Origin of the sequence: Stenotrophomonas sp. NPDC077461, assembly GCF_049545475.1 — a bacterium.
GTDB classification, from domain to species: domain Bacteria; phylum Pseudomonadota; class Gammaproteobacteria; order Xanthomonadales; family Xanthomonadaceae; genus Stenotrophomonas; species Stenotrophomonas nematodicola.
The window spans coordinates 74270-95761 of the sequence record NZ_JBMWDO010000013.1; the positions used below are offsets into that span (position 1 = coordinate 74270).

Below are 21492 nucleotides of genomic sequence, written 5' to 3' on the forward strand. Positions count from 1 at the left end.
TTACCTGCAAGGCATCGCCCATGATCTATTTCCACGACATCGACCCCATCGCCATCTCGCTTGGGCCGGTCAAAGTGCACTGGTACGGCATCATGTACCTGCTCGGCTTCATGGCGGCCTGGTGGCTGGGGCGTCGCCGCATCGCGGCCGGGCGCCTGCCGGGGGTGAATGCCGACGGCTTCTCCGACCTGCTGTTCTACGCCATGCTCGGCGTGGTGGTGGGCGGGCGCGTGGGCTACATGCTGTTCTATGCGCTGGGCGACTTCCTGCACAACCCGCTGCTGCTGTTCAAGGTGTGGGATGGCGGCATGAGCTTCCACGGCGGCCTGCTGGGCGTGCTGTTCGCGGCGTGGTGGTGGTCGCGCAGGCATCGCCTGCACCTGTTCGACACCATCGATTTCATGGCCCCGCTGGTGCCGCTGGGCCTGGGCTTCGGCCGCATCGGCAACTTCATCGGCGCCGAGCTGTGGGGCAAGTACACCGACGGCACCTGGGGTGTGGTGTTCCCCAGCGGTCTGCCGGCGCCATTGAATGCGCTCGATGCCGCCACGCTCAAGGCGCAGTTCGCCACGGGCGCGCTCAATCAGTACGCCCGCCATCCGTCGCAGTTGTATGAAGCCCTGCTGGAAGGCCTGGTGATGTTCGTGGTGCTGTGGGCGGTGTCGGCCAAGCCGCGCCATCGCTATGTGATCGCGGGCCTGTTCGCGCTGATGTACGGCATCTTCCGCTTCGCGGTCGAGTTCGTGCGCATGCCCGACAACGGCGTGTATCTGGCCTTCGACTGGTTCACCCGCGGCCAGCTGCTGAGCCTTCCGCTGGTGGTGTTCGGCCTGGTGCTGCTGGTGCTGTCGCGCCGCGCGCCGGTGCTGCAGCCGCAACTGCCGGCGTCGCCGGCCGGAGCGAAGGCATGAAGCCGTATCTGGATCTGCTGCAGCACGTGCTGGACCACGGCGCGGAGAAATCCGACCGTACCGGCACCGGCACGCGCAGCGTGTTCGGCTGGCAGATGCGCTTCAACCTGGGTGAGGGCTTTCCGCTGGTCACCACCAAGAAGCTGCACCTGCGCTCGATCATCCACGAGCTGCTGTGGTTCCTGAAGGGCGATACCAACATCGGCTACCTCAAGGACAACCAGGTCCGCATCTGGGACGAGTGGGCCGATGCCAACGGCGATCTTGGTCCGGTGTACGGCAGACAGTGGCGCAGCTGGGCCACCGCCGACGGCGGTTCGATCGACCAGATGCAGTGGCTGGTCGAGGAGATCAAGCGCAATCCGGATTCGCGGCGCCTGGTGGTAAGTGCCTGGAACGTGGGCGAACTGTCGCAGATGGCATTGATGCCGTGCCACAACCTGTTCCAGTTCTACGTGATCGACGGCAAGCTCAGCTGCCAGCTCTACCAGCGCAGCGGCGACATTTTCCTAGGCGTGCCGTTCAACATCGCCAGCTACGCGCTGCTCACGCACATGGTCGCCCAAGCCACCGGGCTGGGCGTGGGCGATTTCGTGCATACGCTGGGCGATGCGCACCTGTACTCGAATCACATCGAGCAGGCCCGCGAACAGTTGTCGCGTACGCCACGCGCGCTGCCCACGCTGTGGCTGAATCCGCAGGTCACCGACCTGTTCGGCTTCCAGTTCGACGACATCCGCATCGACGGCTACGACCCGCACCCGGCAATCAAGGCGCCGGTCGCGGTCTGAGCGCAGCCGGGGGCGCCGCCTGAGGCTCGCCCCGGGCGCGCGGGCTGGTGTAGGGTGACCGGCCCTGGAGATGGAGATGGACGGTCAAGGATGCAGGTGACACATCGGAGGTGGCGGGCCGTGGCGGCCCTGGTATGCGGCGCGCTGGCACTGCCTGCGCTGGCCGGGCCTGGCGAGGAAGCGCTGTCGCTGGCGCAACGGCTCAATCACGACGTGCTGGCGATCTACACCCGCGCGCTGCTGGACGACATCGAGGCGTCGATCCTGGACAACTTCACCGGGGACGAACCGGAGGGCCTGCCCGAGGCCTGCCGGCACGCGGCAGAGGCCGCGCTGGCGCCGATCGCGGCGACCTACATCGCGCCGTTGCGCCCGGCCATGCAGGAAGCGGGGCACTTGGCGCAGGTTGACCAGGTGGTCGCCTCGGCGTTCTCGCTGGATCAGCTGCGCAGGCTCAACGGGCGCATTGGTCATGTGCCCCCGCTTGAGCTCGGGGCGGCGATGCTCGACACCCCGGCGCTCGCCGATGTCATCAACGACCGCGTCGACCTGCTGCAGGCGCGCCGCGAGGAAGACGCCGACTACATCGCCGGATTCGACGGCCAGCTCGCCGCAATCCGCGCCGAGCGCGCGCGCTGCGCGGCACGGTAGCGTCGAGCCGGCTGCCCTTCGCTTCGCCGCCGGTGGCCTCGCCGCGCGCCAACAGGCACTTCGTATACTGTGCGCCGCCGTGCCGCCCGGATTCGACCTGCCATGAAGCTCTCCCTGATTGCCGCCCTCGACCGCCAGCACGGCATCGGCCACGACAACCAGTTGCCGTGGCAGTTGCCCGACGACCTCAAGCGCTTCAAGGCGTTGACCGTGGGCAAGCCGATCCTGATGGGCCGGCGTACCGCCGAATCGCTGGGCCGCGCGTTGCCGGGCCGCCGCAATCTGGTCCTCACCCGCACCGGCGAGGTGCCGTTCGAGGGCATGCAGGCAGTCGAATCGGTCGAACAGGCGCTGCAGCAGGCCCGCGCCGATGGGGCCGACGAGCTGTGCGTGATCGGGGGCGGGCAGATCTACGCCCTGGTCATGGCGCAGGCCACCGACCTGCACCTGACCTGGGTGGATACCGTCGTCGCCGCCGATACCCACTTCCCGGCCGTTGACCCGGCGCTGTGGGTCGAAGTGGCGCGCGAACACCATCCGGCCGATGCCCGGCACGCGGTGGCGTTCGATTTCGTGGACTACCGCCGTCGCTGAAGCACGGGCCGGTCGCCAGGACCGGCTGTGGCCTCACTCGCTGTCGCTGGTGACGTCCGCGTTCCGGGGATGGGCCTGCGCCTGTACCTGCGGCGTCGGGCGACCCGTGCCGCGGTGGCGGTCACGTTGGCCAGGGCCGCCCTGGCGGGCAGGTCGGCCTTCGGAGGTGCCTTCGCTGGCCGGCCGGCGTGCCGGCGGTCGCGGCGCGGAGACCGGCTTGGGGACATCGCGGCCGGGTACCTGCACCACGCGCAGTTCGTCGGTGTCCAGCTGCAGCGCGGTGAGCTTGCCGCCCCACACCGCACCGGTGTCGATGGCGTGCACGCCCTGAGTGATGGTCAGGCCCAGCGCAGACCAGTGACCGCACACGATCTTGAGGTCGCGCTCCACCCGGCCCGGCACCTCGAACCAGGGGTAGAGCCCCTGTTCCTGGGTGCCCGGCGTGCCCTTGTCCTCGATGCCGATGCGGCCGCGCGGCGTGCAGTAGCGCATGCGCGTGAACAGGTTGATGATCGCGCGCGAGCGGTCGTAGCCGGACAGGCCCGGCGACCACGCCGGCTTGTCGCCATACATGTTGCGGAACAGCTTGCGGTAACCGCTGCCGTGCAGCTGCACTTCCACTTCGCGGGCATGCTTCTCGGCCAGCTGGGTGGTCCACTTCGGCGCCAGCCCGGCATGGATCATCATCCAGCCCAGGTCGCGGTCGACGTGGGCCAGCTTCTGCAGCCGCAGCCAGTCCAGGAGGACGTCGCGGTCCTCGGCCTGCACGATGCGCAGCAGATCCGGGTTGACCTTGCGCTGCTCTTCTTCGGTCCGCGCGCCCACGGCCAGCAGCGACAGATCGTGGTTGCCGAGCACCACCACACTGCTGTCGCGCAGCGAATGCACCAGTCGCAGCGTTTCCAGCGACTGACCGCCGCGGTTGACCAGGTCGCCACAGAACCACAGCGTATCCACCGCCGGATCGAAGCGGATCTTCTCCAGCAGCCGCTGGGTGACGTCGTAGCAGCCCTGCAGGTCGCCGATGGCCCAGACACTCATGCGTGCGCCTCCATCAGTGCAATGTGCGCGGAACGGTCAATACGAACGGCGCGATCGGTGCGGCGAACTCGGTGCCGTCGTCGGCCACCATGTCGTAGTGCCCCTGCATCGTGCCGTGTTCCGTTTCCAGCATGACACCGGAGGTGTAACGGAAGTCTTCACCCGGCCGCAGGCGCGGCTGCTCGCCGATCACGCCATCGCCATCCACATGCTCGATACGGCCGTTGGCATCGGTGATGCGCCAGTGCCGCGCCACCAGCCGCGCCGCGATCCGGCCCTCGTTGTGGATGCGGATCGTGTAGGCGAACGCATAGCGTCCGTCCTCCGGCGTGGACTGGTCGTCGAGAAAGCGCGGAGCGACCTCGACCGAGATCGCATAGTTTGCAGCGTCGTTCATGCAGGCAGTTTAGAGGGTGTTGTGCAGGTTGAGGTGAGCGCAGCGCAGGCTGGCGCGTGGCGTCGCGTTCAACCCTGGGGTACGTCGTCGCCGTCCAGGTGCGGAACGTTGGCCAGCGCGATGAACTGCGCCACCTCGAGCTGTTCGGCGCGGGCATCGCTGCGCACGCCGGCGGTCTCGAACTGTGCGGCGCTGACCACGTTGTTGAGTGCGTTGCGCAGGGTCTTGCGGCGCTGCCCGAAGGCGGCCCGGACCACATCGGCGAAGCGCTTGCGGTCGAGGATGCCGACCGTGGCCGGATCGCGCGGCACCAGCCGCACCACGGCCGAATCCACCTTCGGCGGCGGCCGGAACGCACCCGGCGGCACCACGAACAGCGAGGTCACCCTGCACCAGGCCTGCAGCATCACGCTCAGCCGGCCATAGACCTTGCTGCCGGGTTCGGCCGCCATGCGGTCCACCACTTCCTTCTGCAGCATGAAGTGCATGTCGCGGATCACCGCGGCGTGTTCCATTGCATGGAACAGGATGGGCGAGGAAATGTTGTAGGGCAGGTTGCCGACCAGGCGGATCTGCCCGCCGTCGGCCAGCTCGGTGAAGTCCACCTGCAACACGTCGCGGTGCACGATGGTCAGCTCGCCCAACGGCGCGGCGGCGGCGGTCAGCGGTGCGATCAGGTCGCGGTCGAACTCGATCACGGTCAGGCGCGGATGGCGGCGCAGCAGCGGCAGGGTGATCGCGCCCTGACCCGGGCCGATCTCGACCAGCCGGTCGTCGTCCTTGGGGTTCACGGCCAGCACGATCTTGTCGATGTAGCTGCGATCGGCCAGGAAGTGCTGGCCGAGCTGCTTTTTGGCCGGCGCGGTGAACCCGGCGGCGGAGGGGGAATACGGGGAAGTCATGGCACCAGTTTACGTTGGCGCGCCAGCCGGGCACACAGGGACGTGGCGGCAAGCAGGCTGGAGGGATCGGCGATGCCCCGGCCGGCCAGCTCCAGCGCGGTGCCGTGATCGACCGCCACGCGCGGGTAGGGCAGGCCCAGGGTGATGTTGACGGCCTGTTCGAAGCCGCTGTACTTGAGCACCGGCAGGCCCTGATCGTGGTACATGGCCAGCACGGTGTCGAAGCCGGTCAGTCTGGCCGGCAGGAAGGCGGTGTCGGCCGGCAGCGGGCCAACCAGGTCCATGCCCTGCGCCCGCAGCCGGTCCAGCAGCGGGATGATCAGGTCCAGCTCCTCGCGGCCCAGGTGCCCGTCCTCGCCGGCATGCGGATTCAGCCCGAGCACGGCGATGCGTGGCGTGGCAATGCCGAACTCGCGGCGCAGCGCGGCGTGCACGGTGTGCAGGGTGGCCGTCAGGCCCTCGGCGGTGATCGCATCGGCGACCGCGCGCAGGGGCAGGTGCGTGGTGGCCAGGGCCACGCGCACGATGTCGTTGGCGAGCATCATCACCACCTCCACCCCGGCCTGGCCGGCCAGCAGCTCGGTGGTGCCGCTGTAGGCGATGCCGCCCTGGTTGATCACGGCCTTGTGCACCGGGCCGGTGACCACGCCGTCCAGACGACCGTCCAGGCAGGCCTGGCCGGCCTGGAGGAGGGCGCCGATCACGGCGCCGGCATTGGCCGGATCCGGTTCGCCGAAGCGCGACGGGGTGGTGTTGCGCACCTCGCACAACGGCAGATCGCCCGGCTCGCGGGCGATGGCGTCTTCAGGCAGAAGCTGCAGGGGCAGCGCGAGTGCCGCCGCCGCCGCCCGCAGGGTGTCCGGGTCGGCGAAGGCGAGCAGCCGGCAATCGGTGCGCGGCTGCTGGATGAGGCGGAGGCAGAGTTCCGGACCGATCCCGGCCGGCTCGCCCGGTACCAGCGCGAGCTGCGGGATCATCGATCAGGACTGCGGAGGCGTGGCGGTGTTTTCCGCCCGGTCGCCGCTGCGGAAGCTGACATAGGCTTCGCCGCGCAGTTCCTGCAGGAAGCGGTTGTACTCTTCCTCCAGCTTGCGGCGGCCGATCGTTTCACGGATCTGCGCACGCTGGTTGTCGTTGGTGGCATCGGTCTGGCGGGTCGCCACGCGCTGCACGATGTGCCAGCCAGCGTCGGTGCGGAAGGCCTGGCTCACGCCGCCGTCGGCGACGCTTTCGACCTGGCGGCCGAAGTCCGGACCGAACGCATCGGCCGGGAACCAGCCCAGATCGCCGCCCTGGCCCTTGCTGTTGTTGTCTTCGGAGGCTTCCTTGGCCACGGCCTGGAAGTCCGCGCCGCCAGCGATGCGGGCGCGCAGCGTTTCGATCTTGGCCTTGGCTGCGGCGTTGTCCTGCTGGTCGTTCACGCGCACCAGGATGTGGCGGGCGTGGTACTCGGTGACGGTGTTGCCGGTGCCGGCCGCCGCATTGGCATCACGCACTTCCACCAGCTTCAGCAGCTGGAAGCCGCTCGGGCCGCGCAGCGGACCGATCACGTCGCCAGCCTTCATCTGGCTCATCATCTGCGCGAACGCATTGGGGATTTCATCCAGCGTACGCCAGCCCAGGTCGCCGCCTTCCAGCGCGTTGGGGCTGTCGGAATAGCGCACGGCGGCCGCGTTGAAGTCCAGCTCGCCCTTGTCCAGCAGTGCCTTCACGCCGTCGGCCTTCTTCTGGCCGGTGGCGATCTGGTCGGCATTGGCCCCCTCGGGCAGGCCGATCAGGATGTGGGCGAGGTGATACTGGGTCCCCACCGTTGCCTGCTGCTTCAGCGCGGCATCCACTTCGCCCTCGCTGACGCTGATGCGGCTCTGGGCGAAGCTCTGGCGCAGACGCTGCACGGTGATTTCATCGCGCACCGAGGCACGGAAGTCGTTGAAATCGATCCCGTCCTTGGCCAGGCGCTGGCGAAGGGCGTCCAGGCTGGAGCCGTTCTGCTGGGCAATCGCGTTCAGGGCCTGGTTCAGTTCCTGATCGCTGATCTTGATGCCGCTGCTTTCGGCGCGGGCGACCTGCAGCTTGACCAGGACCAGTCGCTCGAGCACCTGGCGGCTGAGCACGTCATCCGGAGGCAGCTGGCCCTCGCGGCCGGCGTACTGGGCCTTGATGTTCTGGATCGCACGGTCCAGTTCGCTCTGCAGCACGACGTCTTCGTCGACCACGGCAGCGATTCGATCCAGCGGCTGGCTCTGCTGGGCCAGGACCTGCAACGGCACCGATGCGGTGGACACCGCCAGCAGGGAAGCGAGAAGAACGGGAAGGGTCTTGGTCATGGGATCTGGTTCGGATCGTAGTCGTCCCGCGACGCGCCGGTGTTGCTGGGCGGCACGAGATACAGGTCGTCGCGGTAATAACCGAGAATAGCACGGCGCAAGGTGCGGTCCGTGTTCTGGCCGATGGAGCTCAGGCCCTTGAGGACGAACTCGATCTGGAAGGAGTTGTTCAGGTCGCCCTCGCGGTTGCGCACATAGCGTCGGGCCACCGCACGCACGGCCAGGCAGCAGCTGTCCCACTGCACGCCGCCGATGATTTCCAGCGGGGCACTGTCCTTGATGGAGTAGTAGTAGCGGCCGACCAGGCTCCAGCGCTCGTTGATGGGATACAGGAAGGACAGGTCGGCCTGCTCCAGCAGCGTCCGGTCGAAGCGGGTCGTGGTGTTCGACGCCTGCGGATTCAGGCGGCTTCTGTAGCTCAGGTTGATGATGCCGTCGTTGGACATCAGGTAGCGCGCACGCACGCTGGCCAGGTCTTCGCGCTTGTACTTGGGATCCCACTGGTAGGTGGCGCCCAAGGTCCAGCGGTCGTTGATGGCGTAGTTGCCGTCGGCCACCCAGGCCGATTTGCCCTTCTCGACCGGGGTCTCGCTGCTGTTGAGGGTCACCCGCGAATCATCGAAATACAGGATCTGGCCGATGCTGCCGGAGAAGCGTTCCTTGCCGGTCTCCTGATCGATGAAGCGGGTGCTCAGTGCCATCGTCAGCTGGTTGGCATCGTTCTGGCGGTCGGCGCCGGAGTAGCGCGAATCGCGGAACAGCTGGCCCCAGCTGAAGGTGAAATCGCGGGTATCGAAGACCGGCAGGTCGCTCTGGTCGCGGTAGGGCGTACGCAGGTAGAACAGGCGCGGTTCCAGCGTGTGCAGGAAGCGGGTGCCGCCGATGGTGGTCTCGCGGTCGAAGAACAGGCCGGCGTCGATCGTGCCGATCGGCAGGCTGCGGCTGGGCGAGGTGTTGCCGCGCAGCTGCTCGGGGGTGGCAACCGCCAACTGTTCCGGGGTCAGCTGGCTGCGGCGGATGTCGTCGGCCAGCCCGCGTTCCAGGTCGTAGGCGGTGTACCGGTAGGCCAGGGTCGGGGTGACGTACCAGGCCGCGCCGCTGAACGGCATGGAGACGTACGGCTTGAGGTCGATGCGCGAACCGCCGTCCATGCGGGTGGTCACGCCATTGCGGACGTACTCGCCGCTGTCGTCGCGGATCTTCTGGTGGACATCGTCATGGGTGAAGCGCACGGCTTCGGCGTAGACGCCGGTCTCCAGCCACGGCAGCAGCGGCTTGTCCCAGTTGAGGTACAGGCGCGGCTGGCGCGAATACGGCAGGGCCGCTTCGGTCAACGTGTAGTCCGTGAGCTGCCAGTAGTCGGCCATCAGCCCGGCCGACCAGGTTTCGCCGGTACCGTAGATGCCCGCCTGGCTCTGCAGATTGGACGTGGTCACGCCCAGCAGCCGGTTGGAGAAGTCCTCCACGTAGCGCTCGTCGCTGACCCAGGCCAGGCTTGCCCGCGCCTGCCACTGCGCGTTGACGTTGTGATAACCGGTGTATTCGACGCGGCCACGGTCTTTGTCGCGCAGCTTGTCGTTGGGCAGGTAGGCGGTCAGCAGTTCGCCGCGGCCGCCGTCGTACAGATAGCGGAACTCGTTGTCGAGCATGAAACCGCGCTTGCTCATGTAGCGCGGCATCAGGGTGTCGTCGTAGTTCGGGGCCAGGTTCAGGTAGATCGGCTGGGTGTAATCGAAGCCGTTGCGGCCGGACAGGCCCAGCTGGGGGTACAGCAGGCCGGTCTGGCGCCGGTCGTCGATCGGGAACTTGAAGTAGGGCGCCCACAGCACCGGCACCTTGCCGATGCGCAGCACGGCGTTGCGCGCCGTGCCGAAGCCTTCGTCGTTGTCCACTTCGATCTGCGGTGCCGACAGCTTCCACACCGGCTGCGACGGATCGCAGGTGGTATAGGTGGAGCGGTGCATCTGCCCCACGGCGCCCTGCAGGTCGATCGATTCGGCGCCACCATTGCCACGGCGGGACACCAGCTGGTATTGGATGTCGGAAATCTTGTGGGTGTCCGCTTCCTGGTTGCCTTCGGCCCGCTTGGCGACCATGCGGATCGAGGAGTCCTGGTAGCGGACGTTGCCCTCGGCGATGTAATTGCCGCTTTCGGTGTCGAAGCTCAGGTGGTCGGTGCCCAGGAACTGGTCGCCACGCTTGAGCGCGACGTTGCCCTGGTATTGCGGCACCGTCGAGGTGCCGGTCAGCTGGTCGCCCTCGATGTCGGTGGGCTGCTGGTCGCGCGTGGCGGCTGCGGCCTTGTCGGCTTGGGGAGCATCGTTGAAGACGGGCAGCACGTCAGTGGCCGGACACAGGCCCCAGCTCACCGGCTTTTCGTCGGCCAGGGCCGGCAGGCAGATGGCGATGCTGAGGGGGAGGGGCAGCAGGCGGAGGGCTCGGCGCACGCGGTATCGGATTCGGGCGAAAACGGACCGTAGCTTGCCCCATCCCTTGCATAGGGGCAATGAAGGCGATTGGCGACAAGGGGTCCGGGTTCAGCGCCGGCCCGGATTGCGCCGGCTCAGCGCAGCGCGCCGACGTGGGCCACGCTGCATTCGGCCAGCGCCTGGAGGTCGTATCCGCCCTCCAGCATCGACACCACCCGGCCGCCACCGTGGCGGCGCGCCAGGGTACGCAGCTCGGTGGTGATCCAGGCGAAATCTTCGGTTTCCAGCATCAGGTCGGCCTGGGGGTCGCGCATGTGCGCATCGAAGCCGGCCGAGATCAGCAGCAGCTGCGGGCGGAAATCGTCGATCGCCGGCAGCATCTCGTCGGCCCAGGTATTGCGGAAGCGGAAGCCACCGCTGCCTGGCGGCAGCAGGATGTTGAGCAGGTTGCCGGCCCCGCGGTCGCGGCGCAGCCCGGAGTTCGGGAACAGCCCGGCCTGGTGGGTGCTGTAGTAGGCCACCCCCGGGTCGGCGATGAAGATGTCCTGGGTGCCGTTGCCGTGGTGGACGTCGAAATCGATGATCGCGATGCGTTCCAGCCCATACCGGTCGCGCGCATACGCAGCGGCGATGGCGATGTTGTTGAACAGGCAGAAGCCCATCGCGGTGGTCGCGGTGGCGTGGTGGCCCGGCGGACGGACCGCGCAGAAGGCCACCGGGTCCGCGCCCAGCATCACCGCATCGACCGCGGCCACGCCGGCCCCGGCCGCGTGCAGGGCCGCACTGGCCGAGCCTGGCGAGGTCATGGTGTCCATGTCGAGCAGGCGCAGCGGCTCGGTCTGCGGCTGCAGGACCAGGTCGATCAGCGCGCTGTCGTGGACCCGGGCCAGCTCACCCAGCTTCGCCGGCGGGGCCTGGCGCCAGTCGAGCTGGTCGGGGAATGCCGCTTCCAGGGCGTCCAGGACCGTTTGCAGGCGTTGGGGGCTTTCGGGGTGGCCACGGCCGGGATCGTGTTGCAGACAGGCGGGATGGGTGAAAACCAGCATGCGGGCAGGGGTTCCGGTAGGGGCTCAGGCGTGCCGGCGCTCGTGGCGCCACAGCACATCGCCCTGGCCATCGGCGCGCGCCAGCACGCGCGCGAGCACGAACAGCAGGTCCGACAGGCGGTTGAGGTAGCCGATCGCTTCGACGCGCACCGGTTCCAGGGCGGCCAGGGTGACCGTCTCGCGCTCGGCACGGCGCACGATGGTGCGGGCCAGGTGGCAGCGTGCGGCGGCCTCGCCACCGGCGGGCAGAATGAACTCCTTCAGGGCCGGCAGGTCGGCATTGAAGTGGTCCAGCCGGGCCTCCAGCGCCTCGATGTCGGTGGCATGGATGGCGGCATGGCCGGGGATGCACAGCTCGCCGCCGAGGTCGAACAGCTGGTGCTGGATCGTGGTCAGCAACGCGCGTACGTCGTCCGGCAGCGCAACCGCCAGCAGCACGCCCAGCGCCGAGTTGGCCTCGTCCACGGTGCCGTAGGCCTGGACCCGGGCGGCATCCTTGCGCACGCGGCTGCCATCGCCCAGGCCGGTGCTGCCATCGTCACCGGTGCGCGTATAGATGCGGGAAAGGCGATTGCCCACGGTGGCTCCGGCGCTCAGTGCAGGATGTCGCGGCGCGCCTGCAGCAGCTTGGCCACCTGTTCGGTGGCCAGCTGCAGCGCCGCGGCCAGGCCGACGTAGATCGCGGCGGTGCGCAGGTAGGGCAGGTACCACTCGCCGTAGTTGCTGGCCCAACCGGCCAGGGTCGGCTGGGACACGTTGGCGCTGGTCCAGTAGAAACCGCCTTGGGCAAACAGGTGGCAGACCGCCACTGCGGCCACCAGCAGCAGTGCGCCCTTGCCCAGTGCCGCCCAGCTCGCGCCCCGATAGTGCTGGCGCAGCAGCATGCCGCCGGCCCACAGTGCGAAGTAGGCCGGCAGCAGCATCCAGGTGCCCGGCGAGACGCAGTAGTGCTGCAGGTAGGCCATGCCGGCGCTGCGGATCACCAGTACGTCCACCAGCAGGGCCAGCGCCATCAGCAGCGGGAACGCCCAGCGCGTCCAGGCGCGCAGGTAGAACCCGCCGAGGAAGAACACCGCCCATGAGGCATCCGGGGTCGCGGCGAAATGATTGACCCGTGTGGCCGCCATCAGCAGCACGAGCACGGACAGGACGAAGGCGCGTTGAGCGGTGGAGGTCATGGCGGCGACGGGAGGGGATTCAGCATCCATTCTAGCCCCCGCCCGGCCCGGCCGGGCGCACCGGACACGATGGCCGCTACGGCGGGGCGGCGCGGACCGCAGTGGCCGCTTATCATGGCGGCATGAGTGAACGACATGATGTGGTGATCGTAGGCGGTGGGCTGGTCGGTGCCAGTCTGGCCATCGCGCTGGACCGCGCCGGACGCGACGTCGGCCTGGTGGAAGCTACGCCTGCGGGGACGCTGCCGGCCGTGTTCGACCAGCGCAACCTGAGTTTTGCCGCCGCCACGGTCAACGCGTTGACCGCATTGGGCGTGATGCAGCGGCTGGCCACCGGCACCGGCGCGATCACCCGCATCCACGTCAGCCGCGCGGGCGATTTCGGCCGCGTGCAGATGGAGGCGGCGCAGTACCAGCGCCCGTGGTTCGGTCAGGTGGTGGTGGCGCGTGATTTCGGCCAGGCGCTGGAAATCCGCCTGGACGAACTGACCCGCCTGACCCGCTACCGGCCGGCCCGCTTCATCCGCCTTGGCGAAACGGTCGACGGCCACCGCCAGGTCTTCATCGCCGATGACGGCGGCGAGCGCTGCCTGCTGGCGCGGCTGGTGGTCGGCGCCGATGGCACCCGCAGCGGCGTCCGCGACGCGCTGGGCATCGGCGTGGACGATCATGATTTCGAGCAGACCCTGTTCGTCGCACGGGTACGCGCGGCGCGCGCGCCGGACGGCACGGCCTACGAGCGTTTCACCGACACCGGCCCCACGGCGCTGTTGCCGCGCGGCGACCGCCACTACGGTGCGGTGCACGGGGTGGCCCGCGCGCAGGCCGAGGCGGTACTGGCGCTGGACGATGCCGCCTGGCTGCAGCGCCTGCAGGACGCGATCGGCTGGCGGGCCGGACGGCTGCTGGAGAGCGGCCCGCGCAGCGCCTACCCGCTGATCCAGGTACTGGCGCAGTCGCTGGTGGGTGAGCGGGCGGTGCTGCTGGGCAATGCCGCGCAGACCATCCACCCGCTCGGCGCGCAGGGCTTCAATCTGGGCCTGCGCGATGCGCTGACCCTGGCCGAACTGGTGGGCGCTGCCGGTGATCCGGGCAGCGATGCCCTCTTGGCCGCGCACGTGGCCCGCCGCGCGGAAGACCGCGCGCAGACCATCGCCTTCTCCGGTGGGCTGGCCCGGCTGACCAGCAACCCGGCGCCGTTGATGCGGCCGTTGCGCAGCCTCGGCCTGCTGGCCGCGCAGGCCACGCCGATGCAGTCGATGCTGGTCGGCGGCGCGATGGGGTTCCGCGGCGAGGTGCCGGCGCTGTGCCGGGAGGGCGCCGCATGAGCCGGCGTGCGCGCGATGTGATCGTGGTGGGCGGCGGCGTGGTCGGGGCGACCTGCGCGCTGGCGCTGGCCGATGCCGGGCTGGAGGTGACCCTGGTCGAAGGACGCGAGCCGGCACAGTGGCAGCCGCAGCAGCCGGACCTGCGCGTGTACGCGTTTGCGCCCGACAACGCGCAGCTGCTCCAGTCGCTGGGCGTGTGGCCAGCGGTCAGCCGTGCGCGGGCGTGTGCCTATCGGCGCATGCGGGTCTGGGACGCGGCCGGTGGCGACGAGCTGCGGTTCGATGCCGATCGCCTCGGCCGGCCGCAACTGGGCTGGATCGTCGAGAACGATCTGCTGGTCGACCGCCTGTGGGCGGCGCTGCCGGCGGCTGGCGTGGAGGTGTGCTGTCCCGCGCGCGTGGAAGCACTGGAGCAGGACGCACAGGGCGTGCGGCTGCGGCTGGAGGACGGCCGTCGCCTGGAGTCTTCGCTGGCCATCGCCGCCGATGGCGCCGAGTCCACGTTGCGCCGGCTGGCGGGGCTGGAGGTCGCCCGCCAGGACTACGGCCAGCGCGGCGTGGTGGCCTATGTGGACACCGAACACGACAACGAGGCCACGGCCTGGCAGCGTTTCCTGGTGACCGGTCCGCTGGCCGTACTGCCGATCGGTACCCACCGCAGTTCGATCGTCTGGACCTTGCCCGACGCAGAGGCCGAGCGTGTGCTGGCCTTGGACGATGCGGCGTTCGGGCAGGAACTGACTGCGGCCTTCGCCGGTCGACTCGGGCGGATGAAGCCGGCCTCGCGGCGTGTGGCCTTTCCGTTGCGCCGCCAGTTGGCGACCGCCTACATGACCGGCCGCATCCTCGCACTGGGCGATGCGGCACACGTGGTGCATCCGCTGGCCGGGCAGGGGGTGAATCTGGGCCTGCGCGATGTGGCCGCGCTGCGCGCCCTGTTCCGCGATGCGCGGCAGCGCCGCCAGGACGGGATGTCGCCGCACCGGCTGCAGCGGTGGGCACGCGAACGACGCAGCGAGAACACCGTCGCCGCCTATGGCTTCGATGCCATCAACACGGTGTTCTCCAACGATGAGATGCATCTCACCCTGGCGCGCGGCCGCGCGCTGGGGTGTGCCGGCAAGCTGCCGCCACTGGTATCGATGTTCTGGAAGCGCGCGGCCGGGGTGTGACGCCGGCCGCGTGAGCGGGGGCCTAGTCGGCCAGCCAGCCGGCAAGGTCGGCGCGGTCGAGCTTGCCGCGACGCTTTACATCCAGGGCGCTGAATTCATCGGCCAGCGCGGGATTGGCCTGTGCCTCCTCGCGGCTGATGAAACCGTCGCCATCGCTGTCCAGTGCCTGAAAAGCAAACCGGTACTGGCCAATCACGGCCACCGGCTGCACCGACCGCACGGTGATCTCGGCCTCGCCGGCCGGCGCAGGCAGCGTCACCTGATGGGTGACCTTGCCCTGTGCCAGCGGCTGGGTGCGCACGCTGACCGGCACGTCGCGCAGCGGTTCGCTGATGGCCGGCGGCGGAGCAGGGGTCTGGGCAAACACTACGCCTGGCACCCACAGAAACAGGACCAGGCTGGAAAGACGTCGCATCGCGATCTCCAAGAAAAGGGGGCCGCCGCGCGGGTCAGCGCAACGGCGACGCCAGCACCGTGATTTCCTCGCGGTCGTGGTACAGCTGCTTGGCACGCACCACCAGCGGCTTGTCTGCCTGCGCCTGGAACAGCTCCAGACACATGCGGGTCTCGTCCCAGCGCTTCTTCATCGGCAGCTTGAGGTTGAAGATCGCATGCCGGCACCAGCCCTCGCGGAACCAGGTGGCCATGCGTTCGGCGACCCGGCGCGGTTGTTCGACCATGTCGCAGACCATCCAGTCCAGCGGCGTCTCCGGCTGCCAGTGGAAGCCGTCGGCGCGCAGGTGCTCGACCAGGCCGGTCTCCAGCACATGGTCGCGCAGCGGGCCGTTGTCGACGCTGATCACGTGGACGTGCTGGCGGGTCAACACCCAGGTCCAGCCGCCGGGTGCGGCGCCAAGGTCGGCCGCGCGCATGCCCGGCACCACCAGCTTCTCGCGCTCTTCCGGCGTCATCAGGGTGAGCAGCGCCTCATCCAGCTTCAGTGCCGAGCGCGAGGGCGCATCGGGCAGCAGTTTCAGGCGCGGGATGCCCAGCGCCCACGGCGCGCTGTCGCGGGTGTCGGCGACGCAGACAAAGGCATGGCGCCCGTCCACGAACACGATGTGCAGGCGCGGCAGTGCGGTGTTGGCCTTGTCGGTCAACAGGCCGGCCTTGCGCAGTGCGGGGCGCAGCGCATTGCCGAACGCGCGGGCCAGGCCGGCCAAGGGCTTGCCTTCATCGGAATCCGGGTGCTCCACCCACATGTCACCGAACCGCTGCTGGCCCTGCAGCGCGGCCATGATCGGGGTGATGCGGTCGGCCGCGTCCAGCTGCGGCAGCTCGGCCAGCACCACCAGCTTCTGCCGCGCGAAGATGAGCGAACGCCACGGCAACGCCTTGGACAGGGCGGCGCCTTCCCCGGTGGCGAACAGCACGTAGCCATCGTTGCGCTGGGTACGCGCATACCCGGCGATGCCCGCATGGGCGGCGCGCTCGGACAGTTCAGCGGCCAGTTCAGGCTCGAAGCCCTGGCGGCACAGACACAGCAGGCCGGTCATCGAATCGCGCCCGAGGCGCGGCGGTCAGTAATGCGCACCGTTGGTCTCCCCGTACTGGCGCAGCACGGCGCGTGCCGCGTCGCGCTCGATGTCGCGCACAACCTCGATGCCGCGCTGGTTGAGCTCGCCCACCCAGTCTGCCGGCAGTGGACCTTCGTCGAACGCGGTGAGTTCTTCCACATCCTGTGCGCTGGCACCGATCAGCAGGCGGTCAATGCCGGCCCATACGGTCGCGCCATAGCACTGGCAACAGGGCTGGGACGACGTGGCGAGCGTGACCGGGCTCAGTACGTCGTTCAACCGCGGGGTCTGCAGGCGCTGCTGGGCCAGCATGTAGGCCATGTTTTCGGCATGCGCCAGCGAGGTGTTGTGCGGCACCACGCGGTTGACGCCGGCGGCGATGACGCGGTCGTCCGGGCCGAACACCACCGCGCCGAACGGGCCGCCGGTCTGCGCCTCGACATTCAGGCGCGACAGCTCGATCGCCAGCGCGACCTTGTCGGCATCGCCAGGATAGGCGCGGCTGAGATCGATCCGGTCGTGGATCCAGGCGGGCAGGGTGAGGTGGACTTGCGCGTACAGCATCGGGGCGTGGGCCTCTTCTGGGATGGAGCAGCGGCAGTGTATCGGGCCGTGCGTAGGGATGCCGTGTCCGCGCTGAACGCGGCCACGGGCCTGCCGGCGCCGAGGGTGCGCCGGTTGCGGGGATGCCGGGGCGGATGCCCTGCCGGTGCAGGGCGCCGCTGGACGGAGGCCGGTGCCAGGCACCGGCGCGGATGGCTTACGCCGACCAGGTGTCGCGCAGGGTCACGCTGCGGTTGAACACCGGGGTGGCCGCGGTGTGGTCGCGGCGATCAGCAACGAAGTAGCCGGTGCGCTCGAACTGGAAGGACTGCTCCGGAGCGGCGCTGGCCGCGGCCGGTTCGACATAGCCGGCAACGGTGCGGCGCGATGCCGGATTGAGGTGATCGCGGTAGGTCTTGCCGTCGGATTCGTCGTCCGGGTTGGGGACCGAGAACAGGCGGTCGTACAGGCGGATTTCCGCCGGCACCGCGTGCACCGCGCTGACCCAGTGGATGGTGCCCTTGACCTTGCGGTTGGCGCCTTCCATGCCCGGACGCGATTCCGGGTCCAGCCAGCCGCGCAGCTCGATGATGGCGCCGTCGGCATCCTTGATCACCTCGTCGCAGCGGATGATGCCCGCACCGCGCAGGCGCACTTCGCCGCCCGGCACCAGGCGCTTCCAGCCCTTCGGCGGAATCTCGGCGAAGTCCTCGCGCTCGATCCACAGCTCGCGCGCGAACGGCACCTCGCGGGTACCGAAGGCCTCGTCCTTGGGGTGGTTGGAGAAGGTCAGCGTTTCGGTGTGGCCCTCCGGCAGGTTGGTCAGTACCAGCTTGACCGGATCGACCACCGCCATGCGACGCGCGGCGGCGCCGTCGAGGTCTTCACGCAGAGCGCCTTCGAGCACGCTGAAATCGATCAGCGAGTTCTGCTTGCTGATGCCCACCCGTTCGGCGAACAGGCGCATCGCGGCCGGGGTGTAACCGCGGCGACGCAGGCCCTGCAGGGTCGGCATGCGCGGGTCTTCCCAGCCATCGACCAGCTGCTCGGTGACCAGCGCCATCAGCTTGCGCTTGCTCATCACCGTGTAGTTGATGTTCAGGCGCGAGAATTCGATCTGGCGCGGCTTGGCCGCTTCGCGCGGCAGCCCGCGCTCCACCAGCGGCGCGGTCAGCGCGTCGTCGTGCGCGAAGTCCACGTTGTCCACGCACCAGTCGTACAGCGGGCGGTGGTCTTCGAACTCCAGCGTGCACAGCGAGTGGGTGATGCCTTCGAGCGAGTCGCCCAGCGCATGCGCGAAGTCGTACATCGGGTAGATCGGCCAAGCGTTGCCGGTGTTCTGGTGCTCGACGTGCTTGATCCGGTACAGCGCCGGGTCGCGCAGGTTGATGTTGCCGCTGGCCATGTCGATCTTGGCCCGCACGGTGCGCGCACCGTCCGGGAACTCGCCGGCGCGCATGCGCGCGAACAGGTCCAGGTTCTCTTCCACGCTGCGCTCGCGGAACGGCGACGGGCGGCCCGGCTCGGTCAGGGTGCCGCGGTAGGCGCGCACTTCCTCGGCCGACAGGTCGCACACATAGGCCTTGCCGTCGCGGATCAGCTTCTGTGCGGCCAGGTAGTACGCATCGAAGTAGTCCGAGGCGTGGCGCAGCTCGTTCCACTCGAAGCCCAGCCAGCGCACGTCGTCCTGGATCGCCGCCACGTACTCGGGGTCTTCCTTGGCCGGGTTGGTATCGTCGAAACGCAGGTTGCACACGCCGCCGAACTCACCGGCAATGCCGAAGTTCAGGCAGATCGACTTGGCATGGCCGATGTGCAGGTAGCCGTTGGGCTCGGGCGGGAAGCGCGTCTTGATCGCGGCATGCTTGCCGGCGGCCAGGTCCTCGCGGACGATCTGACGGATGAAATCCCGCTTTTCGTGGGTTTCCGGAAGGGCGTCGGTGGGGGCGGCGGTAGGCTCGGACATGATGCGCGGTCGCAGTCTGAAAGGCAGAAAGACCAACAGTTTAGCCTGTCGCACGGCGACAGGCTAAACGGCAGGTGCCGACGGTTGGTCGGCACGGCTTCAGCCCTCGGGGGTATGCTGGGCCGACCCCGCCGGAGCCCGCCCATGCACGTGATCTACCAGGCCGACAACCTGTTCGATGCCCACCTGGTCAAGCATGCCCTGGAGGACGCCGGCATTCCGGCCTTCGTGTTCGGCGAATCGCTGCTGGGCGGCATGGGCGAGCTGCCGCTGTTCGGTGTGCTGCGGGTCTGCGTACCGGACCTGGCCCGCCCGGAGGCCGAGGCGATCGTGGCCGGCCTGGACTTGGGCGGACCGCAGCACGACCCCATATTCGACGATGACGAAAGCGCCGGTCTCTTGCCGGCCTAGGAGACCGCCATGTTGGGAATTGCCAAGGGCCTGTTGGGCATCGGCGCGTTCAAACAGCGCCTGCCGCGCCCGGACGAGGCCCTGCCGGGCCGGGAGCATCCCCTGCCGCTGCACAACCAGCACTACGTCAACAGCCACCCGCTCAAGGACGGCTTTGCCGGCCTGCAGCGCATCCGCGTGGCAATGGGCTGCTTCTGGGGGGCCGAGCGCACGTTCTGGACCTTGCCGGGCGTATACTCCACCTCGGTGGGCTATGCCGGCGGAGTGACCCCGAACCCGACCTACGAAGAGGTCTGTTCCGGCCTGACCGGGCACACGGAGATCGTGGAGGTGGTGTTCGATCCCGCCATCATCAGCCTGCCTGAGCTGCTGCAGGTGTTCTGGGAGAACCACGACCCGACCCAGGGCATGCGCCAGGGCAACGACACCGGCACCCAGTACCGTTCGGCGATCCACGCCACCAGCCAGACCCAGCACGAGGCGGCGCTGGCCAGCCGCGCCGCCTACCAGCAGCGGCTGACCGAGGCCGGGTTTGGCGCGATCACCACCGACATCGTCTTTCCCGCCCCTGCGTATTACTACGCCGAGGACTACCACCAGCAGTATCTGGCCAAGAACCCGAACGGCTACTGCGGCATCGGCGGCACCGGCGTCAGCTGCCCGATCGGGGTGGGGGCGTAAGCCTCCGCAAACGAAAACGGGACGGATGCACGTGCTGCATCCGTCCCGCCCTGGCGCCCAGAGACGCGATGCCGCTTACAGCCGGTCGCGGATCGTCTGGCGCAGTGCCTCCAGGTCCTTGGCGAACGCATCGATGCCGGCGGCCAGCTTCTCGGTGGCCATCGGGTCGGCGGCCAGGTCGGTCGCGAACCGGGTGGCGTCGATCGGCGGCGCGGTGACCGCTTCGACCGCGCCGGCGACGAGCCTGCGCGGCAGGTCGCCGTGGTCGGCGTCCAGCTTCTCCAGCAGGTCCGGCGAAATGGTCAGGCGGTCGCACCCGGCCAGTGCCTCGATCTGCGCCGTCGAACGGAACGACGCGCCCATCACCACCGTCGGCGAGCCGCGGCGCTTGAACTCGGCGTAGACGCCGCGCACGAACACCACGCCCGGATCGTCGTCGATCGTGGCCGGGGTCTGCCCGTTGGCGACGTACCAATCCAGGATGCGGCCGACGAACGGCGAAATCAGGAACGCGCCGGCCTCGCTGCAGGCCAGCGCCTGGGTCGGATTGAAGATCAGCGTCAGGTTGCAGTCGATGCCTTCGCTCTGCAGCTGGCGCGCGGCTTCCACGCCGGCCCAGGTCGCGGCGATCTTGATCAGCACCTTGCTGCGCGGCACGCCGGCGGCCTCGTACATCGCGATGAACTGGCGTGCCTTGGTCACCGTGGCCGCCGTGTCGTGGGCCTGGTCGGCATCGACTTCGGTCGACACCCGGCCCGGCACCAGCGTGCTCAGCAGCGTGCCCACGCCCACGGTGAGACGGTCGGCGACGGCATGCACGATGGTCTCGCGCTCGCCGGTCTGCTCACGGCCCCAGGCCAGCTCGCGTTCGATCAGGTCCGCGTACACCGGCAGGTCCAGCGCCTTCTTCACCAGCGTCGGGTTGGTCGTGCAGTCGACCGGCTTCAAGCGCTTGATCGCCTCGTAGTCGCCGGTATCGGCCACGACGACGGAGAGATCACGCAGCTGGGTGAGTTTGGACGGAGAAACGGTGTTCATTGCCACTCCTGGAGGGGACGGAAGAACCGGCGCGCAACGCAGCGCGGTTCAGGAATTCGGGTTGTGGACGGCGGTGACGCGCAGGCGCAGCTTGCGGCCGCCCGGGGCATCCCAGTCCATGCTCTGGCCGACCGACAGGCCCAGCAGGGCGGTGCCCACCGGCGCAAGGATCGAGACCTTGCCCTGTTCCACGTCGGCTTCGCGGGGGTAGACCAGCGTCAGGACGTGCTTTTCGTTCTGCAGCTCATCTTCGCACTCCACGCGCGAATGCATCATGACGGTGCCTGCGGGCATCGCGTCCGCTGCCACCACCGTGGCACGGTTGAGCTCCTGGGCAAGCGCGAGCGCGGCCGGCGTCTGGCCGACGGCGGGGGAGTCAAGCATGGCTTCCAGGCGATCCATATCGTGGCTGGAAACAATGATCGACGGCGGCAGTCCGCTGGATGTGGACATGGTGAAGCTCCTTGCGTATTTGTGAATGGCCCATGCAAAAGGCGGCGCCTGCTGGCGCCGCCTGGTTCTATTGTGCTGACAATCGCAGGCGGATGCGACCCGTGCCGATCCACCTG

23 protein-coding genes are annotated in these 21492 nt (G+C 68.7%); 8 read left to right on the forward strand and 15 right to left on the reverse strand.

Annotated features, from left to right (window positions below; genetic code table 11):
* The first annotated feature begins 20 nt into the window (after nucleotides 1–20).
* The 4 genes from lgt (at nucleotide 21) to ACPEH8_RS18370 (ending at nucleotide 2947) form a co-directional block, all read left to right on the forward strand.
* Nucleotides 21–911, forward strand: coding sequence for a prolipoprotein diacylglyceryl transferase (gene lgt, locus ACPEH8_RS18355; RefSeq protein WP_017356026.1), 891 nt, complete (start codon nucleotides 21–23; stop codon nucleotides 909–911).
* Complete coding sequence (locus ACPEH8_RS18360) at nucleotides 908–1702, forward strand: thymidylate synthase (RefSeq protein WP_017356027.1); 795 nt, start codon at nucleotides 908–910, stop codon at nucleotides 1700–1702. Before lgt ends, ACPEH8_RS18360 begins: the two co-directional genes overlap by 4 nt.
* Nucleotides 1703–1822: 120 nt before the next feature.
* On the forward strand, nucleotides 1823–2353 hold the full coding sequence (locus ACPEH8_RS18365) for a hypothetical protein (protein WP_017356028.1): 531 nt from the start codon (nucleotides 1823–1825) through the stop codon (nucleotides 2351–2353).
* Nucleotides 2354–2455: 102 nt separating this feature from the next.
* The gene (locus ACPEH8_RS18370; RefSeq protein WP_017356029.1) at nucleotides 2456–2947 is read left to right on the forward strand and encodes a dihydrofolate reductase; all 492 of its coding nucleotides are present in this window, start codon (nucleotides 2456–2458) and stop codon (nucleotides 2945–2947) included.
* Between the two features lie 33 nt (nucleotides 2948–2980).
* Here ACPEH8_RS18370 and ACPEH8_RS18375 read toward each other — a convergent pair whose 3' ends face one another.
* From ACPEH8_RS18375 to ACPEH8_RS18415, 9 genes are all read right to left on the reverse strand, one after another.
* Nucleotides 2981–3988 carry a symmetrical bis(5'-nucleosyl)-tetraphosphatase gene (locus tag ACPEH8_RS18375; RefSeq protein WP_313160331.1) on the reverse strand — a complete coding sequence of 336 codons (1008 nt, stop codon included), beginning with the start codon at nucleotides 3986–3988 and terminating at the stop codon, nucleotides 2981–2983.
* A gap of 13 nt (nucleotides 3989–4001) precedes the next feature.
* Nucleotides 4002–4385, reverse strand: a complete 384-nt coding sequence (gene apaG, locus ACPEH8_RS18380; protein WP_017356467.1) for a Co2+/Mg2+ efflux protein ApaG — start codon at nucleotides 4383–4385, stop codon at nucleotides 4002–4004.
* Nucleotides 4386–4453: 68 nt separating this feature from the next.
* Nucleotides 4454–5287 (reverse strand): 16S rRNA (adenine(1518)-N(6)/adenine(1519)-N(6))-dimethyltransferase RsmA, encoded by an 834-nt coding sequence (rsmA, locus tag ACPEH8_RS18385; RefSeq protein ID WP_423667756.1) that lies wholly within the window; start codon nucleotides 5285–5287, stop codon nucleotides 4454–4456.
* The gene (pdxA, locus tag ACPEH8_RS18390) at nucleotides 5284–6264 is read right to left on the reverse strand and encodes a 4-hydroxythreonine-4-phosphate dehydrogenase PdxA (RefSeq protein WP_166472628.1); all 981 of its coding nucleotides are present in this window, start codon (nucleotides 6262–6264) and stop codon (nucleotides 5284–5286) included. The genes rsmA and pdxA overlap by 4 nt, the downstream gene beginning before the upstream one ends.
* Nucleotides 6265–6267: 3 nt before the next feature.
* A complete protein-coding gene (locus tag ACPEH8_RS18395) occupies nucleotides 6268–7614 on the reverse strand; it encodes a peptidylprolyl isomerase (RefSeq protein WP_017356470.1) in 1347 nt (448 codons plus the stop codon).
* Nucleotides 7611–10061: an LPS-assembly protein LptD gene (gene lptD, locus ACPEH8_RS18400; protein ID WP_017356471.1), complete on the reverse strand. Its 2451-nt coding sequence runs from the start codon at nucleotides 10059–10061 to the stop codon at nucleotides 7611–7613. Before lptD ends, ACPEH8_RS18395 begins: the two co-directional genes overlap by 4 nt.
* A gap of 116 nt (nucleotides 10062–10177) precedes the next feature.
* Nucleotides 10178–11089: a histone deacetylase family protein gene (locus ACPEH8_RS18405; protein WP_423667759.1), complete on the reverse strand. Its 912-nt coding sequence runs from the start codon at nucleotides 11087–11089 to the stop codon at nucleotides 10178–10180.
* 24 nt (nucleotides 11090–11113) lie between these two features.
* Entirely contained in the window at nucleotides 11114–11668 is a 555-nt protein-coding gene (locus ACPEH8_RS18410; protein WP_017356473.1) for a cob(I)yrinic acid a,c-diamide adenosyltransferase, read from the reverse strand.
* Between the two features lie 14 nt (nucleotides 11669–11682).
* Complete coding sequence (locus tag ACPEH8_RS18415; protein WP_423667762.1) at nucleotides 11683–12267, reverse strand: hypothetical protein; 585 nt, start codon at nucleotides 12265–12267, stop codon at nucleotides 11683–11685.
* 122 nt (nucleotides 12268–12389) lie between these two features.
* Here ACPEH8_RS18415 and ubiH point away from each other — a divergent pair, with 122 nt between their 5' ends.
* Both ubiH and ACPEH8_RS18425 read left to right on the forward strand, forming a co-directional pair.
* Nucleotides 12390–13595, forward strand: coding sequence for a 2-octaprenyl-6-methoxyphenyl hydroxylase (gene ubiH / locus ACPEH8_RS18420; protein ID WP_166472629.1), 1206 nt, complete (start codon nucleotides 12390–12392; stop codon nucleotides 13593–13595).
* Nucleotides 13592–14767 carry a UbiH/UbiF family hydroxylase gene (locus tag ACPEH8_RS18425; RefSeq protein ID WP_313275670.1) on the forward strand — a complete coding sequence of 392 codons (1176 nt, stop codon included), beginning with the start codon at nucleotides 13592–13594 and terminating at the stop codon, nucleotides 14765–14767. Before ubiH ends, ACPEH8_RS18425 begins: the two co-directional genes overlap by 4 nt.
* 22 nt (nucleotides 14768–14789) lie before the next feature.
* Here ACPEH8_RS18425 and ACPEH8_RS18430 read toward each other — a convergent pair whose 3' ends face one another.
* From ACPEH8_RS18430 to ACPEH8_RS18445, 4 genes are all read right to left on the reverse strand, one after another.
* A complete protein-coding gene (locus tag ACPEH8_RS18430; protein ID WP_026070852.1) occupies nucleotides 14790–15182 on the reverse strand; it encodes a hypothetical protein in 393 nt (130 codons plus the stop codon).
* A 34-nt stretch (nucleotides 15183–15216) separates the two neighbouring features.
* Nucleotides 15217–16263 (reverse strand): 23S rRNA (cytidine(2498)-2'-O)-methyltransferase RlmM, encoded by a 1047-nt coding sequence (gene rlmM, locus ACPEH8_RS18435; RefSeq protein WP_017356600.1) that lies wholly within the window; start codon nucleotides 16261–16263, stop codon nucleotides 15217–15219.
* A gap of 24 nt (nucleotides 16264–16287) precedes the next feature.
* Nucleotides 16288–16848 carry a nucleoside deaminase gene (locus ACPEH8_RS18440; RefSeq protein ID WP_017356601.1) on the reverse strand — a complete coding sequence of 187 codons (561 nt, stop codon included), beginning with the start codon at nucleotides 16846–16848 and terminating at the stop codon, nucleotides 16288–16290.
* A gap of 196 nt (nucleotides 16849–17044) precedes the next feature.
* Nucleotides 17045–18793 (reverse strand): glutamine--tRNA ligase/YqeY domain fusion protein, encoded by a 1749-nt coding sequence (locus ACPEH8_RS18445; protein ID WP_017356602.1) that lies wholly within the window; start codon nucleotides 18791–18793, stop codon nucleotides 17045–17047.
* 144 nt (nucleotides 18794–18937) lie between these two features.
* Here ACPEH8_RS18445 and ACPEH8_RS18450 point away from each other — a divergent pair, with 144 nt between their 5' ends.
* On the forward strand, nucleotides 18938–19204 hold the full coding sequence (locus tag ACPEH8_RS18450; RefSeq protein ID WP_017356603.1) for a DUF2007 domain-containing protein: 267 nt from the start codon (nucleotides 18938–18940) through the stop codon (nucleotides 19202–19204).
* A gap of 30 nt (nucleotides 19205–19234) precedes the next feature.
* The gene (msrA, locus tag ACPEH8_RS18455; protein WP_313161285.1) at nucleotides 19235–19885 is read left to right on the forward strand and encodes a peptide-methionine (S)-S-oxide reductase MsrA; all 651 of its coding nucleotides are present in this window, start codon (nucleotides 19235–19237) and stop codon (nucleotides 19883–19885) included.
* A gap of 75 nt (nucleotides 19886–19960) precedes the next feature.
* On the opposite strand, the gene ACPEH8_RS18460 is transcribed toward msrA, so the two are convergent.
* Both ACPEH8_RS18460 and rnk read right to left on the reverse strand, forming a co-directional pair.
* Nucleotides 19961–20923 carry a transaldolase gene (locus ACPEH8_RS18460; protein ID WP_136003735.1) on the reverse strand — a complete coding sequence of 321 codons (963 nt, stop codon included), beginning with the start codon at nucleotides 20921–20923 and terminating at the stop codon, nucleotides 19961–19963.
* A 48-nt stretch (nucleotides 20924–20971) separates the two neighbouring features.
* Entirely contained in the window at nucleotides 20972–21376 is a 405-nt protein-coding gene (gene rnk / locus ACPEH8_RS18465) for a nucleoside diphosphate kinase regulator (protein WP_017356606.1), read from the reverse strand.
* Between the last annotated feature and the right edge of the window lie 116 nt (nucleotides 21377–21492).

What these genes read in the sequence shown, in the direction of transcription:
- apaG (WP_017356467.1), bottom strand. Translation starts at nt 4,385, where the DNA reads ATGAACGACGCTGCAAACTATGCGATCTCGGTCGAGGTCGCTCCGCGC.
- ACPEH8_RS18450 (WP_017356603.1), top strand. Translation starts at nt 18,938, where the DNA reads ATGCACGTGATCTACCAGGCCGACAACCTGTTCGATGCCCACCTGGTC.
- rlmM (WP_017356600.1), bottom strand. Translation starts at nt 16,263, where the DNA reads ATGACCGGCCTGCTGTGTCTGTGCCGCCAGGGCTTCGAGCCTGAACTG.
- ACPEH8_RS18415 (WP_423667762.1), bottom strand. Translation starts at nt 12,267, where the DNA reads ATGACCTCCACCGCTCAACGCGCCTTCGTCCTGTCCGTGCTCGTGCTG.
- lgt (WP_017356026.1), top strand. Translation starts at nt 21, where the DNA reads ATGATCTATTTCCACGACATCGACCCCATCGCCATCTCGCTTGGGCCG.
- ACPEH8_RS18395 (WP_017356470.1), bottom strand. Translation starts at nt 7,614, where the DNA reads ATGACCAAGACCCTTCCCGTTCTTCTCGCTTCCCTGCTGGCGGTGTCC.
- ACPEH8_RS18360 (WP_017356027.1), top strand. Translation starts at nt 908, where the DNA reads ATGAAGCCGTATCTGGATCTGCTGCAGCACGTGCTGGACCACGGCGCG.
- ACPEH8_RS18445 (WP_017356602.1), bottom strand. Translation starts at nt 18,793, where the DNA reads ATGTCCGAGCCTACCGCCGCCCCCACCGACGCCCTTCCGGAAACCCAC.
- ACPEH8_RS18405 (WP_423667759.1), bottom strand. Translation starts at nt 11,089, where the DNA reads ATGCTGGTTTTCACCCATCCCGCCTGTCTGCAACACGATCCCGGCCGT.
- ACPEH8_RS18425 (WP_313275670.1), top strand. Translation starts at nt 13,592, where the DNA reads ATGAGCCGGCGTGCGCGCGATGTGATCGTGGTGGGCGGCGGCGTGGTC.
- ACPEH8_RS18460 (WP_136003735.1), bottom strand. Translation starts at nt 20,923, where the DNA reads ATGAACACCGTTTCTCCGTCCAAACTCACCCAGCTGCGTGATCTCTCC.
- ACPEH8_RS18375 (WP_313160331.1), bottom strand. Translation starts at nt 3,988, where the DNA reads ATGAGTGTCTGGGCCATCGGCGACCTGCAGGGCTGCTACGACGTCACC.
- ACPEH8_RS18370 (WP_017356029.1), top strand. Translation starts at nt 2,456, where the DNA reads ATGAAGCTCTCCCTGATTGCCGCCCTCGACCGCCAGCACGGCATCGGC.
- ACPEH8_RS18430 (WP_026070852.1), bottom strand. Translation starts at nt 15,182, where the DNA reads ATGCGACGTCTTTCCAGCCTGGTCCTGTTTCTGTGGGTGCCAGGCGTA.
- pdxA (WP_166472628.1), bottom strand. Translation starts at nt 6,264, where the DNA reads ATGATCCCGCAGCTCGCGCTGGTACCGGGCGAGCCGGCCGGGATCGGT.
- ACPEH8_RS18440 (WP_017356601.1), bottom strand. Translation starts at nt 16,848, where the DNA reads ATGCTGTACGCGCAAGTCCACCTCACCCTGCCCGCCTGGATCCACGAC.
- rsmA (WP_423667756.1), bottom strand. Translation starts at nt 5,287, where the DNA reads ATGACTTCCCCGTATTCCCCCTCCGCCGCCGGGTTCACCGCGCCGGCC.
- ubiH (WP_166472629.1), top strand. Translation starts at nt 12,390, where the DNA reads ATGAGTGAACGACATGATGTGGTGATCGTAGGCGGTGGGCTGGTCGGT.
- rnk (WP_017356606.1), bottom strand. Translation starts at nt 21,376, where the DNA reads ATGTCCACATCCAGCGGACTGCCGCCGTCGATCATTGTTTCCAGCCAC.